Annotated in this window: 13 protein-coding genes and 2 pseudogenes; 12 read left to right on the forward strand and 3 right to left on the reverse strand. The window is 59.3% G+C overall.

Annotated elements, in window-relative coordinates; all coding sequences use genetic code 11:
* The first annotated feature begins 176 nt into the window (after nucleotides 1-176).
* From CN311_RS02570 to CN311_RS02620, 9 genes and pseudogenes are all read left to right on the forward strand, one after another.
* The gene (locus CN311_RS02570; protein WP_097571903.1) at nucleotides 177-1,481 is read left to right on the forward strand and encodes a lysine N(6)-hydroxylase/L-ornithine N(5)-oxygenase family protein; all 1,305 of its coding nucleotides are present in this window, start codon (nucleotides 177-179) and stop codon (nucleotides 1,479-1,481) included.
* Nucleotides 1,482-2,243: 762 nt separating this feature from the next.
* Entirely contained in the window at nucleotides 2,244-3,023 is a 780-nt protein-coding gene (locus CN311_RS02575; RefSeq protein ID WP_097571869.1) for a phytanoyl-CoA dioxygenase family protein, read from the forward strand.
* 300 nt (nucleotides 3,024-3,323) lie between these two features.
* Entirely contained in the window at nucleotides 3,324-5,360 is a 2,037-nt protein-coding gene (locus tag CN311_RS02580) for a class I tRNA ligase family protein (RefSeq protein WP_245440698.1), read from the forward strand.
* 1,114 nt (nucleotides 5,361-6,474) lie between these two features.
* Nucleotides 6,475-6,882 (forward strand): annotated as a pseudogene (locus CN311_RS02585) (DUF269 domain-containing protein).
* A gap of 25 nt (nucleotides 6,883-6,907) precedes the next feature.
* Nucleotides 6,908-7,111, forward strand: a complete 204-nt coding sequence (locus CN311_RS02590; RefSeq protein WP_097571871.1) for a CCE_0567 family metalloprotein — start codon at nucleotides 6,908-6,910, stop codon at nucleotides 7,109-7,111.
* Nucleotides 7,108-7,425, forward strand: a complete 318-nt coding sequence (gene fdxB / locus CN311_RS02595; protein ID WP_097571872.1) for a ferredoxin III, nif-specific — start codon at nucleotides 7,108-7,110, stop codon at nucleotides 7,423-7,425. The genes CN311_RS02590 and fdxB overlap by 4 nt, the downstream gene beginning before the upstream one ends.
* A 37-nt stretch (nucleotides 7,426-7,462) precedes the next feature.
* A complete protein-coding gene (locus CN311_RS02600) occupies nucleotides 7,463-7,783 on the forward strand; it encodes an exopolysaccharide production repressor protein (protein WP_097571873.1) in 321 nt (106 codons plus the stop codon).
* Between the two features lie 283 nt (nucleotides 7,784-8,066).
* A complete protein-coding gene (locus tag CN311_RS02605) occupies nucleotides 8,067-9,623 on the forward strand; it encodes an ISL3 family transposase (RefSeq protein ID WP_097571874.1) in 1,557 nt (518 codons plus the stop codon).
* A gap of 1,141 nt (nucleotides 9,624-10,764) precedes the next feature.
* Complete coding sequence (locus tag CN311_RS02620; RefSeq protein WP_097571875.1) at nucleotides 10,765-11,778, forward strand: 1-aminocyclopropane-1-carboxylate deaminase; 1,014 nt, start codon at nucleotides 10,765-10,767, stop codon at nucleotides 11,776-11,778.
* A gap of 286 nt (nucleotides 11,779-12,064) precedes the next feature.
* Here CN311_RS02620 and CN311_RS32415 read toward each other — a convergent pair whose 3' ends face one another.
* A complete protein-coding gene (locus CN311_RS32415; RefSeq protein ID WP_165779564.1) occupies nucleotides 12,065-12,340 on the reverse strand; it encodes a hypothetical protein in 276 nt (91 codons plus the stop codon).
* A 474-nt stretch (nucleotides 12,341-12,814) separates the two neighbouring features.
* Between CN311_RS32415 and CN311_RS32835 the strand changes: the two are divergent.
* Nucleotides 12,815-12,937 (forward strand): annotated as a pseudogene (locus CN311_RS32835) (ATP-binding protein); the annotation flags it as partial.
* A 662-nt stretch (nucleotides 12,938-13,599) separates the two neighbouring features.
* On the forward strand, nucleotides 13,600-13,821 hold the full coding sequence (locus tag CN311_RS02635) for a helix-turn-helix domain-containing protein (RefSeq protein ID WP_245440699.1): 222 nt from the start codon (nucleotides 13,600-13,602) through the stop codon (nucleotides 13,819-13,821).
* A 278-nt stretch (nucleotides 13,822-14,099) separates the two neighbouring features.
* On the opposite strand, the gene CN311_RS02640 is transcribed toward CN311_RS02635, so the two are convergent.
* Nucleotides 14,100-15,140: a LacI family DNA-binding transcriptional regulator gene (locus CN311_RS02640; RefSeq protein WP_097571876.1), complete on the reverse strand. Its 1,041-nt coding sequence runs from the start codon at nucleotides 15,138-15,140 to the stop codon at nucleotides 14,100-14,102.
* Nucleotides 15,141-15,244: 104 nt separating this feature from the next.
* Here CN311_RS02640 and CN311_RS02645 point away from each other — a divergent pair, with 104 nt between their 5' ends.
* Nucleotides 15,245-15,544, forward strand: coding sequence for a hypothetical protein (locus CN311_RS02645; protein WP_097571877.1), 300 nt, complete (start codon nucleotides 15,245-15,247; stop codon nucleotides 15,542-15,544).
* A gap of 619 nt (nucleotides 15,545-16,163) precedes the next feature.
* Here the strand turns inward: CN311_RS02645 and queC are convergent.
* Nucleotides 16,164-16,901: a 7-cyano-7-deazaguanine synthase QueC gene (gene queC / locus CN311_RS02655; protein ID WP_097571879.1), complete on the reverse strand. Its 738-nt coding sequence runs from the start codon at nucleotides 16,899-16,901 to the stop codon at nucleotides 16,164-16,166.
* Nucleotides 16,902-16,903: the final 2 nt, after the last annotated feature.

Raw genomic sequence — 16,903 nt, forward strand, 5'->3', positions numbered from 1 at the left:
ATCTCATCACGGAGCGGGAATCCGCGGGCGTCACACCCGATACTACGAACGCGCGGACAAGCTGTCGCAAGTCCGGCGGTGTCGACGATGCCTGCGGGGACGGCAAGCCCAACTGCCATGGCCCACATTCGCTGCGCACAGCGTCTGTTTGGGAAAGGTCAGTAGGAGCAAGACAACTGGATCTCTCTTGCATTGGGATCGGTGCTGGCCCGTCCAATTTGAGCCTTGCGTGTCAGATCCACGAGCAAATCGGGCACGGGGCACTGTTCTTGGATCGGCAAGTCGACTTCCGCTGGCATCCAGGCAGCGCATTCGATTCCTCAGAACTCCAGGTCAGCCACATCAAGGATCTGGTCACGCTGGTGAATCCGCGATCCGCCTACACTTTCATAAACTACCTGCACGAGAACGGGCGTCTGTATCACTTCCTGAATGCACAGTTCGATGCTGTGCTCAGGGCTGAGTTCGAGCAATACCTGAACTGGGCGTTCCGCAGAAACCCACTTGTGCGCGGCGGCGAGACCGTCCGCGAAATACGCTATGATGGCGAGTTTCGGGTGCGCACGGGCGATGCAGTTCTCAGTGCAAGAGACCTGGTGGTCGGCATCGGCAAGCAAGCGCGGATTCCACCTCAATTTCAGGGCTGGATCGGACGCAACCTGTTCCATTCATCCGATTTGCTGCACATCCATCCTGAGGTGCGACACAAACATGTTTGCGTCGTTGGTGGCGGCCAGTCGGGAGCCGAGGTGCTGTTGCATTTGGTCGGTGGGCCAAGAGAACGGCGGCCTGCCTCGATCACCTGGGTCTCGCAGCGCGAAAACTACCTGCCCCTCGACAACAGCCCGTTCACAAACGAGTTGTTCATGCCCTGTTTTTCGGATCGTTTCGCGGCAATGAGCGAGCCGCAGCGCAAGCTGTTCCTGCGGCGTTTCGTGCTCGCCTCGGATGGTATTTCGGATCGCACTTTGCGCGCCGTCTACCAGGCGCTGTATCGCCACGAATTTCTTGAGCCAGACCTATGTGACATCGCACTGCGGCCGGGTTGCAACGTTTCGCGCTGCATCAACGCCGGCGCGGGTCATAACTTGACGCTGCAGCGCGGCTTGGGCGACGTCGAAGAAGTCACGGCCGACATCGTTATCCTGGCCACCGGTTACGAGAACGCCGTGCCAAGCTTTTTGGAACCGATGGCGGATCGGCTGCAACAGACCGACAATGAGTTGGTCATCAACGAGGATTTTTCGGTGTGCTGGGACGGACCGCGTGACAGACGCATCTTCGTACAGAACGCCAATCACGGGCAGCGCGGGCTGGCCGATCCGAACCTAAGCCTGCTGGCCTGGCGAGCTCGCCGCATTCTTGACAGCCTTCTACAGCGCGCGCCGTGCGCGAACCCTGAGCATCCTGGCTTTATCAGCCGTACCACCGTCGAGAGCTGGCCCGACCCGGTAGCCGAAGAAATGGGCAGCGGGATATGACTCAGCGACTACTGATCATCGGCGGTGGCATCCAAGGAATTTTGTCCGCCTCCGCTGCGGCGACGGCCGGAGTCCGCTCCGAACTCATCGTGACTGAACATGCCCTTGGACCTATGGGCGCATCGCTTTATTCTGCGGGCGTCCATTTGCCCCACGGTCGTCGAAACCGTACCAGGTCGCTCACTCGAAAGTGCGCAGTGGCCCTGGCGGCCATGGCTACGTCGGCGGTCAGCGGAGGGCTTCCGGCCCATAGCGAAGCGTGTGGTGGCTGGACCGGGTGAGGTAAGTGATCGGCACCAGCCTAGGGAACCCGAGGACCCGGCGTGGCCTCGGATGGGCAGTCTGGCGCCGAACTTCTGCGGACAGTACCCGTTTTTGGAGCATCGATGGACCCGATGCCAGCGACGTGCCCTCCCTGATCGCCCGACCCGAACGGGAACTTGTCGCAAAGATTCGCGCGGCGCACGGCTTGCGTTGCGTCAGGCTGCACGAAGGTCGTCTTTCGGGCAGTCGCACCATCAACAGCATGCTCGGCCGTGACTACTATGCAGACGTACCGGATCGACAGATCTTTTGGCCTCGGCGATCTCTCCATTGAGGAGGGACAACAAAGCCTTGCAATCCACCCGGAGCGCAACGCACTTAGCGCCGCCGTTTGCATGCCGTGGAGTATCGTCTCCGTGGGACCACACCCTAACAGCGCCCGACTGCCCCTAACCGGAATGTTTGACCAACCACTCTTTCCAACAGGAGGCTTTTCGCATGTTGACTGATGCACAACGAGAAAAGTGGCAGAAAGACGGATACATCAGGCTCGAAAGGTTCTTCGATCCCGCGGCTGTGGAAGGTATGTCCAGCTTTGTTGAAGACATATCACGCTGGGATGTCAGCGATGATAAATGGCTCATGTGGTTCGAGAAGACGACTGATGATCGAAAGATCACCTCTAAGGCCGAGAATTTTCTGGACTTCCATGACCCATTGCGTCTTCTCCTCCTAGAAGATCAGCGCATAAACTCTGCGGTCGAGGATTTGCTTGGCGAAGATTCGCGCAGACTCAAGGAGTTGCTGATCTTCCACTATCCCGATAGCGGCGGTTATCGCCCGCATCAGGACATCTATCACATTCCACACAGGCTGCCCGACCGGATGGTCCATGCGATCGTTGCCATAGGCATTGACGATTCCGACCCGGACAATGGTGGCCTTTTCTTCAGCCCCGGCAACCATAAGAAGGGGGTATTTCCCATGGATGCCGGCGGGGTGATTGATCCTGAGGTCGCCGAAACATTCTCCTGGGAACCCGTAGTATGGAAGGCTGGTGACATCTTCATCTTCGACGATTATGCACCGCATTACTCAAAGCCGAATAAAAGCAATCGTTCGCGGCGGACGCTCTACTTGGTGTTCCAGCGTGCTTCAACCGGTGCACCGACCCGCGCTGAATATAACGTGCTTAAGCGCGCCCTTAATCCGCCAGAGGGCAAAGTGGCTGATCTCGACAACCTGAAGCTCCCAAACGGCATTTTCTATCGCGATTGAGCTCACGGAACCAGGCGGGAATGCACACGAAACTGATCGGCCGCCAAAAAAATGCGCGGAGAGCATGGTTTTGATTGCCGGCTACTGGAGCATCGCCTGCAGTCCTTCACGACGCTTCGGTATGTCGACGTAGAGGTGTCGCCAGGCGCTCTTCTGTGACGCCTAAAGCCCTCCTGGCGCCCGTAGTTTCGCACGCCTGGGCCCCAGAGCCGGACTATTCGGACGGGGGGCCACGTGTCGGGCTGCCGCTCTCTTCGCAACTTGCAGCAGAGGCTGTTGCGCCGGCAGCCGAAGAGACCATTGTTTCGACAGCTGAGGTTCGTCATGCGGAAATCCACGTTTTCTCGAACGGAGCTGTCGCGGGCGTTCGGTATCGACATGGCTACGCTTGGGACGGGAAGCGCGGGCACCGGGTTTTCATTTGGCAAGGTGGCACCAGGCGTCACATCCGAGCCCCATCGGCACGACGAAATCGAGGCCTTCGTGGTCCTGTCTGGAGCGGGCAAGGTCAGGACCGACCTTGGGGAGATCTCGGTCGCAGCCGGCGATGTCGTTCTGTTCCATCCTTTTGAAGCGCATGTGCTGCACAACGATGGGGACGACGACCTAAATTTCGTCGATGTCTACTGGCGCGACGGCAAGGCCGCCCTCGAAGCTGCTGCACAAGTCGCGACTCCCCGCCGGCCGATCTTCGTCTTCTCTACGCCGCCGACGCCTAATGGCGATCTGCATCTGGGGCATCTTTCTGGCCCTTATCTTGGCGCCGATGTCTACACGCGTTTCCTGCGCATGAAAGGGGTCGAAGCCTATCACCTGACTGGAAGCGACGATTACCAGAGCTACGTGACCACGCGTGCCGATGCCGAGCAATCGACGCCCGCAAAGGTGGCGCGCCACTACGGAGACGAGATTCGAGCCACGCTTGCGCTTCTCGACTGTGAGGTCCACAGCTTCCTTACCACTTTGGGCGATAGCGCTTATGCAGAATTTCAAGCCGGGTGTTTCCGTAGTCTTCTGAGCAGCACGGCGGTAGATCTGCGCCGGAGCCCTGCGCTCTTCGATGCTGTGACAGGCGACTACCTTTACGAACCGGAAGTAAGCGGCCTCTGCCCCTATTGCGGCAGCTCGGCTGGTGGCAACATCTGCGAGGAATGCGGCGCGCCGAACCTATGCCACGACCTAGGGGCAGTCCGGTCGCGGCACTCGGCCGAGGCGCCGGTGGTCGGCTCCGTGCGCCGTCCCGAACTTGCGCTGGAACGGTGCTACGACAATATCGACCGGCATTTAAGGGCATCGGGCGCCCCCGTTCGGATCATGGACCTCTTCGCGCGTCTACGCCAACGTGGCGACTTTTCCGTGCCCATCACCCACCCGTCGGACTGGGGGCTACCGGCCGAGGGGTTCCCGGGGCAGGTGACCTGGGTCTGGCCAGAGATGGCGTTTGGTTTTCTTTACAACATCCAGGCGCTAGCTACATCGCTCGGCCGAGACTGGAATGCGGCCCTGCCCAGCAAGGACTGGCAGATTGTCCATTTCTTCGGCTTCGATAATTCCTTCTACCACGCCCTGCTTTATCCGGCGCTTTATGCTGAGGTCTTCTCCCACTGGACGCCGCGCATCCGGTATCATGTGAACGAGTTCTACCTGCTCGACGGTCAGAAGTTCTCGACAAGCCGCGGCCATGCGGTCTGGGGCAAAGAGGTTCTGGGCCAAAAGACAGTCGATGTCGTGCGTCTTCATTTGGGCCTGACACGCCCGGAAGGTGAGCGGACGAACTTCACGCTGGACGCGCTACGCCGCACGGAGAACGAGGTGTTCCAAGGAATCTGGCTGAATTGGCTTGATGCGCTGCACCGGGAAATCAAGCAGAACTTTGGCGGCTGTGTGCCCGATGCAGGCGACTGGGCTCCCGCCGATCGCGCTTTCTTTGCTCGGATAGAGTTCCATCGCGCGGCGATGGAACGCGCCTATTCGGACGATGGCTTCTCGGTCCGGCGCGCGGCCGCGCAGGCCTGCGATTTCGTGAGCGATTGTGTAGTCTACCGACAGGCGCAAGACTATGAAGCGGCGCGACGTCTCTATCCCGCCCGCACCCGCACTTCGCTCGCCCTTCAGACGACGGCCGCTGCGATCCTGGCGCAGACACTCGCACCGCTGATGCCCCGATTCGCCAGCACGCTGGCGCGAGCTATCGATGGCGTCTCGACCGAAACATGGCCCACGTCCGTCCGGCGCCTTGCGCCAGGAACGACCTTTGATCTCGGACCCGTCCTAGGCTTCTACGCCAGAGCAGACATTCCTGTTCTCGGTCAGGAGGAGGCAAATAGCCTATCGTAATTTCGACCAGGATTTGGGCGGCAATCAAAGCCGATCATGCCGAACCTTTACGAGCTACCGCTGGCTGCCGAAGGCCACTCCCAGACGATAGACACAAACACTGGCCGGCCTTAACCAACAAATCGTTGAGACGCTGGCCTGCGCCTTGGAGGATTGCTCGGTTGACAGCTTTCGGGCGTTTGCCATTCGTGCGGCAAATGCCGAGCGGGCTGCACTGCGCTGACCAACTTTTTCGGAATCGCGGAATTTCCGACCTATTGCCGGCTGGTCAAGAAGGTCATGCAGTTCGGGGCGCTAGGTCAGCCTAGCGCGCCCGAGCATCGCCGGCGGCGAATGATGCTAGATGAGCCGACGCCAACATTACCGCAGGGCAGACAGCCGAGCGGTTCTCGCCCTCAAGCGTCTGACGCATGATGCGTGTCCAAAAGCTGACAGCGGCAGAAGACATGTCGGGTTGAAAACAACCGGCCGTCTTAGGCTTGTGAGGTTTCGAGGCAGAATCATGCATTTACTGCGGGCAAAGCGCTGGCATGACGTTTGCTGGTTGAGATCGGCAATACTGAGTGAGGGCTAATCGCATGAGAACACGCAAGACTTTGATGGTCTCCTAACCGGTGTGTTCCGTTCTGAGAGAACCAGCTCGCGCATAAACGTCAGGAAAGGTGTGGGAATGGAGAACAACATGTTGCGTAGAGAGTCCCCGGCTCCTCTGATCAAAGTGGACGACTGGCTGCGTGGCTAACCTCTCACGAACTTTCAGCCCGGCAAGGTGTCGGGATGACAAGTGGAATGGAACCCTGATCAATTCGCCCATTTTCTGCGGCGCGCCCGCAGTAACTGTGTTCATGGAGCACAGGGTCGACGGTTTGCTCCAGGTCAGGGCTCGGACCTTAGACTTCCAACCGAATAGCCGCGGCGGCGATATTCGACGCGAATTTGGCCCGTCGTTGAAGACGTCACAGTCCAGGACCTGTTCAAGGTCGGCCACAGGGGCAGCATTTACGTGGAATCGGCCTGGCGAGGCCGGACGTCGGCTGCGTAAGCGGGCCCGAAGTCAGCGTAACCGAAAGCAGAAATCCTCCGTTGAGGACGAGACCTGAAATTGAGGAAACGAATGTCTCACGCAGCGCTTGGCCTTGCCGTCAACAAGGATGGCGAGGCCCTTGCCCGCCCGTTGGTCAAATGCCTCCTGCGGCTGATCCGTGCTCAGGATTTTCACGGCTCATGCCAACGGAAATCGGACACCGGGCTGCTGGCCGATTTCATTATCACCGAGGAACTGCGCCGGAATATCCACTCATTGGCAATCGGGATCCGGACGTGCTGTGGAGGCTCGACATGTCGGAGCTGGCGATCGAGGAGCGCTCAGGCGTGATGACATTGTCAACAACAGAAATCAAACGTCTGTCGAGACGTCTACCGGTTCGGCTTCGAGACTCTCCGGAAACTCGCGGATACCGGCGCGAAACTGGTCGGCGATGTGACTGCAGCTATTGCCTATCCCGACGTGGCGCGGGCGTGAAGAAACCCATTTTCGAGGAAGGATCATGTCAAAGCTGGATGAGATGGCGAAGAAAGTCCGAAAGCTTCAACTGCGCGCGGCAATTGCCAAGACGAACTTGCGCGACCTTGCCGAGGGTCTCCCGGTCAAATGGATTGAGATAGAGGAAGTCGCCGAGAAAACGCATGCCGTTTATGCCGAGTTGGATGGTGCCAGGAGAGAGCTTGCCAAAATGAAGACTTTGCGATGAGGAGCAAATTCATCAGCCGCGACGGCTCCATATGGGTGCCGGAATATCTGATCGCTATCGATGGCAAGATCTGTATCGGTTGCGGCCGCTGCTTCAAAGTCTGCTCGCGCGAGGTCATGCATCTTTACGGCGTCGATGACGCGGGTGAAATCCTCGGCGCCTGCGACGGCGGTGAGGACGATTTCGATGGTGAGCTCAATCGTATGATCATGGTTGTCGACCATGCCGGCCGCTGCATTGGCTGCGGAGCCTGCGGCCGCGTCTGCCCAAAAAACTGCCAGACCCATGTCGCGGCCGACCAGATCGCAGCATGAGCTGCATGATTTGACGAGACAAAATCAGGAGAACGGCATGCGCTTCATCATCTTTTGTCGGCTCCTCGGGCTGGTCCTGTGCGGCAACGCTGTGACGGTTTACTTCGCCTCGCACTCTTTCCGTCTAGCAGTCGTCACGACGCTGGGCTGTTCGCTACTTCTTCAGGTGGGCTATTTCGCAAGTGTGCTCTTTCTGATTTGGCGATCCAACTGCGCTGGCAAAGCCGGGCAAGAGGCTGAGCTTGTCGATAGGTCCCAGGAAGTTCGGTATCCGTCGCGCGACGATGAGTATAGGAATGAAACTCAAGATGTGCCCCAGCGCAATCAAACGCTCGGCATATCGCTGCTCCTCCCTTGAGGCGCCGTAACAAGATCAGAGCTCAGATTCATCCCTTTGTTCAAGTTTGATTATTCAAGCCATGGTTCCCTGGTAAGGTCGAAGGCGACGGCATTCTCATCGTTCTACCGCCCAGGGGAATGCAGTTTCGGTTCTCCGGGCGGATTCGCCGATGACGGCCCTGTGTTTCGGCGTGCAATTTTGACACCTGAGGCGGGGAATCGGCGTCCAATTTTGGCTCTGACTCACTTTTGATGAAAATGGGGTGCCGGCTGGCGTTGGTTTCACACAAGGAATCAATGCCATGGGCTATACATTGCGGCTTTCGACCCTAGTCCCTCGCGGCTTTGTGGTAGACGACACCGCCGTCGATGATGAGATGATGTTGATCACGGTCCGTCCCTCGAGTACGGCGAGCCTCTGTCCGGGCTGCGGAACGAGGTCGCAGCGGATCCACAGTCGGTACCAGCGGCGCTTGGCAGACCTGCCGATGGCGGGCAAGCCTGTTCGGGTCGTCGTTGTGGCTCGGCGGTTCCACTGCGGCGCAGTGTTGTGTGGCCGGCGGATCTTCGCCGAGCGTTTCGACGGAGATGTTCTGGCACCGTGGGCGCGGCGAACCGCCCGGCTCGACCAAATCGTCCATCACCTTGGGCTTGCGCTGGGCGGCAGGCCCGCGGCCAGCTTCGCCAAGAGGTTGATGCTGCCGGTAAGTAACGACACGTTGCTGCGCATCGTGCGGCGGCGCGGTAGTCCGCGCTTTGTCCCGCCGGCCGTGATCGGGATCGACGACTGGGCGTGGCGACGAAATCAACGCTATGGGACGATCATCTGCGACCTTGAGCGGCGCAAGACCATCGCCTTGCTGCCTGACCGTGAGCCGGCGACGGCCCAGGCCTGGCTCACAGACCAACCCCAGATCGGCATTGTCGCCCGCGATCGCGGCGGTGGCTACGCTCTTGCGGCCGCCAAGGCGCTGCCTGGGGCGATCCAGGTGGCCGACCGCTGGCACTTGATGGAGAACGCCAGCCGCGCCTTCCTCGACGCAGTTCGCAAATCCATGCGGTCGATCCGCGCCGCGCTTGGTGCCGCCACGATTGATCCAGAACTGCTAACCGCCGCCGAGCGGATTCAATATGAAGGGTACCTTCGTCGGGAAGACACCAATGCCGTCATCCTCGGAATGGCCAAGGACGGGACTACGATTAAGGAGATTGTTCGCCGCTCCGGCCATAGCCGCGGCGTAGTCCGCAAGGTTCTGCGAGGCCAGCGATCTGACGTCTTTCGGGTCCGAGAAAGCTCGCTGGAGCTTTATCTTCCTTGGCTCGACGCCCAGTGGACGGCTGGGGAACGCAATGCAACAGCACTCTGGCGACGCCTCAAGAACCAGGGGTTCCGTGGTTGCTTGCGTGTCGTCACCGAGTGGGCCACACGTCGCCGGCATTCAGATCAAGTGAATGGCGACGCCCTGCGCCGTGCGCCCTCGGCCCGAACCATTGCGCGGCTAATGACCATCGGTCGCGACAGCCTCTCTAAGTCCGAAACTGTCACGGTGGCGGCGATCGAGGGCGGCGTGCCTTTGTTGGTGGAGGCCCGGGAAACCGTCGCCGGCTTCCAGGCCATGATCCGCAAGAAGACTCTTGCAGATCTCGAACCATGGTTGGAGCGGGCCAGATCAAGTCTGGTCGCCTCGTTCGCCAACGGCGTTCTCAAAGATCGCTCGGCCGTCAGCGCTGCGATCACGTCGCAATGGTCCAACGGTCAGACCGAGGGCCAGATCACCAAGCTCAAGCTCGTGAAACGCCAAATGTATGGCCGAGGAAAGCTCGACCTGCTTCAGGCGCGCGTCATCGGTGCTGGTTAAGGTTCAATCATCACCAAAAGTGCGTCAGAGCCCAATTTTGACCCCCGGTTGGAGAGCGCCCTAGGGGTGGACACTGATCAGGCTGCGGTTTTGCGCGTCTGCCGGATGTGTTGATCCTCGCGATCATCTGCGCGACCGCATTCGCCGCGCCGTCTCTCGTGGCCGCGCCCTCTTGAATTGAAGGTACAGACAGTTCCTCTTTTAAAAGCGACATCCGCCCTATCCGTCAGCCGGAGAACAGTCGGAGCTAAAACCCGGTACCACCAGTTCGCCAGGTCGAAATGGCAGCGAACGAGCTTGCGGGGGCGCTCGGGTTCAGGCGTAGGTCGATGCCGAGAGGCACGTTCGCCATTGTCCGATAACCGACAATGTCGGGTATGCAACGTAGAGGAAGCTGACTCTTGGGTGTTTTCTAAATGCTTTTTGGCTTGGCACGGTACATGCTCGTTATTGCGCAAAACGCACGGATTGAGTGGTCCCACCGCCACGAAAGTCGCTAGCTTACGCCACCTCCCAAGGCGAACCCGGCCCGGCAGGGAGCTCCGTCTCTGCCGGGCATGCCTTTCAGACGACTCGCGTCCAGAACAGCAGCAAGTTCACGTCAGCAACACCGACATAGATTACTAATCAGTTGCTGGATACCGCTAGGACCGACACGCTCGTCAACTACAATCCGACGACTTACGGCCGCGGCGAGGCCAGCCCTACGAGGGCATTGGCACCCGTTTCGATCAGGTAGACGAGCACTTCGATCGAGCAGCTGAAACCTCTGTGAGGCGTTGAGCGCCACAAAAATCGCCTCGCGGAATTCGGCTCGGCAACCGTGCAGTTGCTGCCGGTCCAATCGCAAACAAGAGCCACTGCGTTTTTATCGAAGTCTGTTGGTTTGGCGGTCTGGCTGCACTTGCAAAGCTGGCAAAAACGCAGATGCCGACCGCGTGTCGTCGTAGGTTTCCTAGGCGATGGTCGCCTCATCGCAGCATGGCGACATGTGGATCGCTCCGTCTCAATCGCAAGGAGAGCGCTGGAATCCCCAAAGCTCTGATGGGTGGTCGGAGAGTGCGGCCGACCAATCCAAGCAGCGCTTATGGAACGAGTTTTGCGTGGCTATTTTAGCTGAATAATCATCGCCGGAGAGAATATGCTGGAAAAATTCGAGCGTTACCCGCTCACCTTTGGACCCACACCCATCGAGAAGCTCGACCGGCTCGGCAAGCATCTGGGTGGCAAGGTCGAAATCTACGCCAAACGCGAGGACTGCAACTCCGGTCTGGCGTTCGGCGGCAACAAGTTGCGCAAGCTCGAATACATCATCCCCGACGCGATCGCGTCAGATGCCGATACCCTTGTCACCGTCGGCGGCGTGCAGTCCAACCACACGCGCATGGTCGCCGCCGTTGCCGCCAAGATCGGCATGAAATGTCTCCTGGTCCAGGAGAGCTGGGTTCCACATGAGGATGTCGTCTACGACCGGGTCGGCAACATTCTCTTGAGCCGCATCTTGGGCGCAGAGGTGCGTCTGGTCGACGATGGCTTTGATATCGGTATCCGCCGCAGCTGGGAAAAAGCGCTCTATGAGGTCAAGGCAAGGGGCGGCAGGCCCTATGCGATACCGGCCGGGGCGTCTGTTCACCCAAATGGAGGCCTGGGCTATGTGGGGTTCGCGGAGGAAGTCCGCGCCCAGGAGGAACAGCTTGGGTTTGCCTTCGACTACATGGTCGTTTGCACGGTCACCGGTTCAACGCATGCCGGCATGCTCGTCGGATTCGCCAAGGACGGTCGGCAGCGCAACGTGATCGGTATCGATGCCTCTGCTACCCCGGCCAAGACCAAGGCGCAGGTGCTTAGCATTGCCCGACATACGGCGACCCTCGTCGAGCTCGGATCGGAACTTGCCGAGGATGACGTGGTGTTGCTCGAGGACTATGCGCACCCGCGGTACGGCATTCCATCCGAGGAAACCAAGGAGGCGATCCGTCTGTGTGCGCGGCTCGAGGGTATGATTACCGATCCCGTCTATGAGGGCAAATCGATGCAAGGGATGATTGACCTCGTTCAAAAAGGCTTTTTTCCAGCGGGCTCGAGGATACTTTACGCGCATCTCGGCGGCGCGCCGGCCATCAACGGTTATGGCTACACCTTTCGCAATGGCTGATGCTCGACAGATCTCCACGTGCTGTGCCTGCCGTAACAGCGCTGCGCCAAGTTTGACCGAAGGCCCGTTGGCAAACTTCAGCGGGCAGTTGTTAACTGCCGCCACGACGTGGGGTCGTGGTGCTGGCGTGCTTGGCAGCATTTGCCTGTGCTCAATGTGTCCTGAAGCCGCATAAGAAGGGGGAGGACATCGCCGTTTGACTTTCTTGTCATTTTGCGGTGCGGCGATAATCGCCGTAAATTTCATAAATTGTGAGCCACCGAAGATATCCGCAGGCGCGTGCTATCTAATTGAGCAGGTATGGAATCTGTGACCAATCGTGCTCGAGCGGGTCGTCGTCGGCGAGCACATCGCCGGACACCCCCAGCGCGGCGGTGAACTGGGCCAGCATGGGCGAGGGAAGAGCCGTCCTCCGCGAGCGTGACAGCGGGCAGTCGGTATCCGGCTTAACGAGGGCTTGCTCATACCTATTGCGAGCGTCGACGAGACTGTCGTCCTTTCGGCAATTTTTGACCGAAACGGCGCATTCAGCCGGCGCGTTGCTTCGGGCGGGTTCGTCCACCTCGCGCTCTTTAGCACTACGTGCGGAGGGGGTTTGGGGGCTACGACGTAGCTGAGCCGCTCTATACGGGGGGCGCGCGCGAGGCGAGGCGACGATGAGGTCGAGTTGTGCCCCGATCGCCTCTTGGTAGCTCTAGGTGTCGACAGAGACATATCGGCCTGTTGCTCGATCTTCGAGACAGAGGGCTGGTTGATCTTGAGGGACAAAGCAATCTCCGCCTGGGCCTTGCCAGCCGCACGGCGCAGATCGCCGAGGCTCTCGACCTCCGTCCTTAGCTCTTCGAAACGTGCATCGACACGCTCCCGACGCTCCTCAGGGAGGGCTGCGATCACTCCATCAAGCCTGCGTTCCATCACTTCCTCTCCTTCTTGTTCGCCGCCGCCCAGCGGTGAGATGCCCTTGATGGCATTTGTCCAATGGCGTTGGCCCGGAACGGGAAGTCGCATCTGGCCATTGCCATCGCCCGGGCGCTCATCCGCGACAGCGGGCGCGGCTACTTCGACGGAACAACGAACCGCACTGCTCGATCCTCTCACGCATCATTGCGAGATCATCGAAATCGGACATGAATCCTGGCGGGTCAAGAACCGCGCCTGATCACCACATCGCCCAAGACGATCCGCGCTCGCCGGGCTTCGCAACCCGGACCAGCTCCGCCCAGCGAGCGCTAAGCACGATGCGCTGCCGCCAATTTTTACCGGGATATTCGCTGCGGCCAAGCAAGAGGGATACCTTCTCAAGAAAAGCAAAACTGGGCTCATTATCGATGTAGCACCGCCAAAGCGCTCTACTGGGTGCATTTGCAGAGCGCGATTGACGGGTATCTGGGAGGGTTTTGCGCCGAGCTGGAACGGTCCGTGCAGTCCAAAATGCGTTCATAGGAAAATATGATCACTTGGCGAAAATGGCTGTTTGACCCGAATCTTTCTTTCAGTGGCTAAGCGGAGTCAGATTGGTCGATGTCTGCATCGTCATGGTTGTTGCAATCAACGATGCCCAAAATGGCGAGCAGCATCTGGCGGTCAAAGCCCTCAAGCGATTTGGCAGCCGCATCCTTTGCAGTGGTCGACGACTTAGACGGGGATACTTATCGTGCCGTCCATGCCGTCGCTTCGCTGGTGTGATCTACATCCAGTAGAAGGCAGGGAGACGCCCAAGTGCGAAGTCGATCTCGTGACAGCGATTGAAGGTGGCCGAGACGCACTATCGCGAAAACTATGGGAAAGGAACAAAGTCATGACTGAAGAATCACCGGCGAAATGACCAGCGGCAACGTGTTTGCGGATTTGGGCTTTGACAATTCCGAAGAGGAGTTGCGGAAAGCCAAGCTTGCCCGCGAGATTCGCGCCATCATTATGCGTCGGCGCCTCACTCAAGCCAAAACGGCTCGGTTGCTTGCTATGACAGCCCGACATATCCGCCGTGTTCATGGGCGAACAGGCAAGTTCTCTATAGATCGCCCAGTGCGCTGCCTCGATTGACTCGATTATTAGGTGGACGTTGTGGCGCGCCACAAGCCGCGCAAATCGGCACGAATGGCCGCACAAGCAGCCTAATCTTTGGCGCAAGCGTGGGGTCCAGCTCTCGACAGGATCGTCTTCCTCGGAGATTTCCATTTCCTCGTCCTCCTGGCCTATTTCGGTGCATATGAGGATCATCAGTGCCGAACTGCCCTTTGCGCCCCAGTTTTCCTTCACGAAGCGTTCGCTTCGCAGCGGCACGGATGACCTTATCCGGACGACGATGGCTCTTCCGATTCTTAAGTCCAAATGCTCTCTGGCGTGAGGATCTCGAACGGAACAATCCGCTGTTCGATTAGCCGTGTGTCTGTGCGTTCGATCATGCGCAGCATCACGTCGATGAGTTCTTCAGGCATCCTGTCGACGGGATGGCACAAGGAAGCAGTAATCAAGCCTTCGCTCAATCCCTCGCGTGTCTCGGGCCCGATGTCGCGGCAGACGATCCGGATTTTACACTGATGCTCTACAGCGTGCTCGCGCATGGCCCGCAGGACGCCGGAAATGCCGCCGCCATTAACGAAGATGCCCCTGAGCTCCGGCTCCTCCGCTATCAGCCTGCGAACGATTGCATAGGCGTTCTTCGGCGCCTCATGGGTCAGGAGCGTTTCGCTGACGTGGAACTCGGGCGCGTGCTCGCGCATGTAGGAGCGAAAGCTCGCATCCGAGATGTCTTGGAACTGATAACGGTTGCTGCCGATAAGAGGAAAGACCTTGCCGGGCCGACCGGACGTCTGGCTGATAAACCATGCGGCGGTGCGGCCGGCCTTCCAGTTGTCGGTTCCCACAAAGCCGGCCCGGCTGGCGGCGGACAGATCGGTGACGTAGGCGATCACCGGAACGCCCTTGACGCGCAACTCATCAATCGCCTGGCCGACGAGCGGGTGATCGGCCGAGATCACCGCGATTGCATCGGCGCTTTCGCCTATCTTGAGCAGATTGGCAGCAACCGCTTCGGGGGAAGGGTCGTCCTGGAAGAGCACGTCTGGCTCAATAACCGCATCCGTGCGTCGCGCGCAGGCGCTGAGAAGCGCCTCGGCCCGAATCCGACAGAGCGGCCGGTGCGATTGCTGCATGAGAAAGCTCAAGTGCCGATGCGAGAGATTGTCCCGCCTGCGTTCGTGCAGCGGCCCCGAACTGTGGAAGCCGATCTGCTGCGCTGCGTTCAAGATGAGGTCGGCCGTCTGCGGTCGCAGTGTGCCAGTTCCGTGCAAGAGCCTGTTGACCGTGGAAACACTTACGCCCGCGGCTTTCGCCAGATCGGCGATCGTTGGCCTGTTCATCAGCCGCCTCCATATGCAATTCGTGAATGACGTCTTCCAAGTGCAAAGGCCATGTCTGCGCGAAAGAGGCGTAGGTCTCCGGATCCTTCGAGGAGAGGCCTGACATGTTGGATGAAATCTCCGCGCCGCCTACCGTCAATCGCCAAGATTGTACGCCCGCGGCCGCCCGTTTTTCCCGATGGCACCACGCGCGCTGCGGCTGTGCGATCCGACGCCGCGCGGCGCGCTGCAACGCAGGCGCCAATCTGGCTGACGTCGACGGACAGTGTTTTCTGGACCTCGACAACACGTTCGCCATTCTGATGCATAGGGATGGCTTTGCCCCGGCGCTTGATGCGGTCGCGTTTATCGTTCGTGACGGCAGCCGCCTTTTCAATTCGACGCACATGAGATCGACCTGCTGAACTACCTGCTCAATTGTCCTCCGGCGGTCGAGCAGATCCATTTCGTCAAACATCGAAACTGAGGCTGTGACGATCGCCATCAAGACGGCACGCGCATTCACTGGACGCACGAGCATTGCATCGAAGGCGCTTATCAGGAATCCTCTGGTTGGGCCGAGGCAGGCCAAGGGAGGGATATCCGCAACATCGCCTCGCCGCAGGCGCCTGCGCCCGTGCCGGCTTACGCAGGCGAGGGCATCGATTGCCGATGAGGTCGTCATTCGTCGCTTTAATGATGCCGATAGTGCGGCCAGCTGGTTATGGACGTGCATGGACCGATCCTCCACATAATGGCAGGCTCGGCCACCAACCACCTCTCGTCGAAACCACAACCTCCCCTTTTACCTTGGCAGTAGGCTCCACGGTCAATCTGACCGGGATCAACGATAACCACCGCAGCCTGCTCGCCATGGTGCTGCCCAAACAGCACCACGCGAACGGCGAAGATCATCAAGGTCGATGGTATGGAACAGCCCTTCGAAGCGGCATCGAAGGCACCTACCCTGGTCGTGCTGAACCCCACAACGAGAAGGAAACGATCTATGGAACGGATTGCCACGGTCGGTCTGGACCTGAGCGCTCACGTCATTTCATGGGCGGCCACGGGTGCATCTTTGCAGGATTGGAATTGCTCCCATCCCGCTGCGCGAAGATGACACTCTATGCAGGTCCCGCAACCGAAACCCCAGCTATGTCTATGCTCACGGTCTCCGCTATAGCAGGTGTGGCTTCCCTCGCAGATGAGCTTCACCAGCGCCTCACCGCCCAGACAATCCGCCAGCGCCCAGGTCTGCGCCTTGTCGCGCTGCATGAGGGGTGTGTGAATGATGAAACGCTTCTCCATTCCAAGGTTCAGGGCAAGTTGCATCGCTTTGACTGCGTTATCCCGACAGTCCGGGTAGCTGAAACAATCCGTCTCGGACACGCCGATCACGAGGTGTTTCGCGCCCATCCGGTAAGCTATCGCGGCCGCAAAGCCGAGGAACAGAAGGTTGCGGCCAGGCACGAAGGTATTTGTTAGACCGTTCGCGTTCAGTGCGACCTCGACGTCGCGCGTGAGCGCGGTATCACTGATTTGGCCGAGCACGGCCATGTCAATCATGTGGTCCTCGCCCAATCGCCCACGCCAGACCGGAAAGTCTTTTCGAATGCGCGCGAGCAGGTAGGGCCGCACATCGAGCTCGATCCGATGCCGCTGCCCATAGTCGAAGCCGATTGTCTCGACGCGCTCGAAGTTCTCCAGCGCCCAGGCCAGACAGGTTGTCGAATCCTGGCCGCCGGAGAAAAGGACGAGTGCGGTTCCCGGATCTCGTTGCATCG

The sequence above is a fragment of the Mesorhizobium sanjuanii genome (genome assembly GCF_002529485.1).
Taxonomy (GTDB): domain Bacteria; phylum Pseudomonadota; class Alphaproteobacteria; order Rhizobiales; family Rhizobiaceae; genus Mesorhizobium; species Mesorhizobium sanjuanii.

Bases quoted from the DNA above. Each gene is read 5' to 3' on its own strand.
- CN311_RS02575 (WP_097571869.1), top strand. From the start codon at position 2,244: ATGTTGACTGATGCACAACGAGAAAAGTGGCAGAAAGACGGATACATC.
- CN311_RS02590 (WP_097571871.1), top strand. From the start codon at position 6,908: ATGTCAAAGCTGGATGAGATGGCGAAGAAAGTCCGAAAGCTTCAACTG.
- fdxB (WP_097571872.1), top strand. From the start codon at position 7,108: ATGAGGAGCAAATTCATCAGCCGCGACGGCTCCATATGGGTGCCGGAA.
- CN311_RS02600 (WP_097571873.1), top strand. From the start codon at position 7,463: ATGCGCTTCATCATCTTTTGTCGGCTCCTCGGGCTGGTCCTGTGCGGC.
- CN311_RS02605 (WP_097571874.1), top strand. From the start codon at position 8,067: ATGGGCTATACATTGCGGCTTTCGACCCTAGTCCCTCGCGGCTTTGTG.
- CN311_RS02620 (WP_097571875.1), top strand. From the start codon at position 10,765: ATGCTGGAAAAATTCGAGCGTTACCCGCTCACCTTTGGACCCACACCC.
- CN311_RS02635 (WP_245440699.1), top strand. From the start codon at position 13,600: ATGACCAGCGGCAACGTGTTTGCGGATTTGGGCTTTGACAATTCCGAA.
- CN311_RS02640 (WP_097571876.1), bottom strand. From the start codon at position 15,140: ATGAACAGGCCAACGATCGCCGATCTGGCGAAAGCCGCGGGCGTAAGT.
- CN311_RS02645 (WP_097571877.1), top strand. From the start codon at position 15,245: ATGTTGGATGAAATCTCCGCGCCGCCTACCGTCAATCGCCAAGATTGT.
- queC (WP_097571879.1), bottom strand. From the start codon at position 16,901: ATGCAACGAGATCCGGGAACCGCACTCGTCCTTTTCTCCGGCGGCCAG.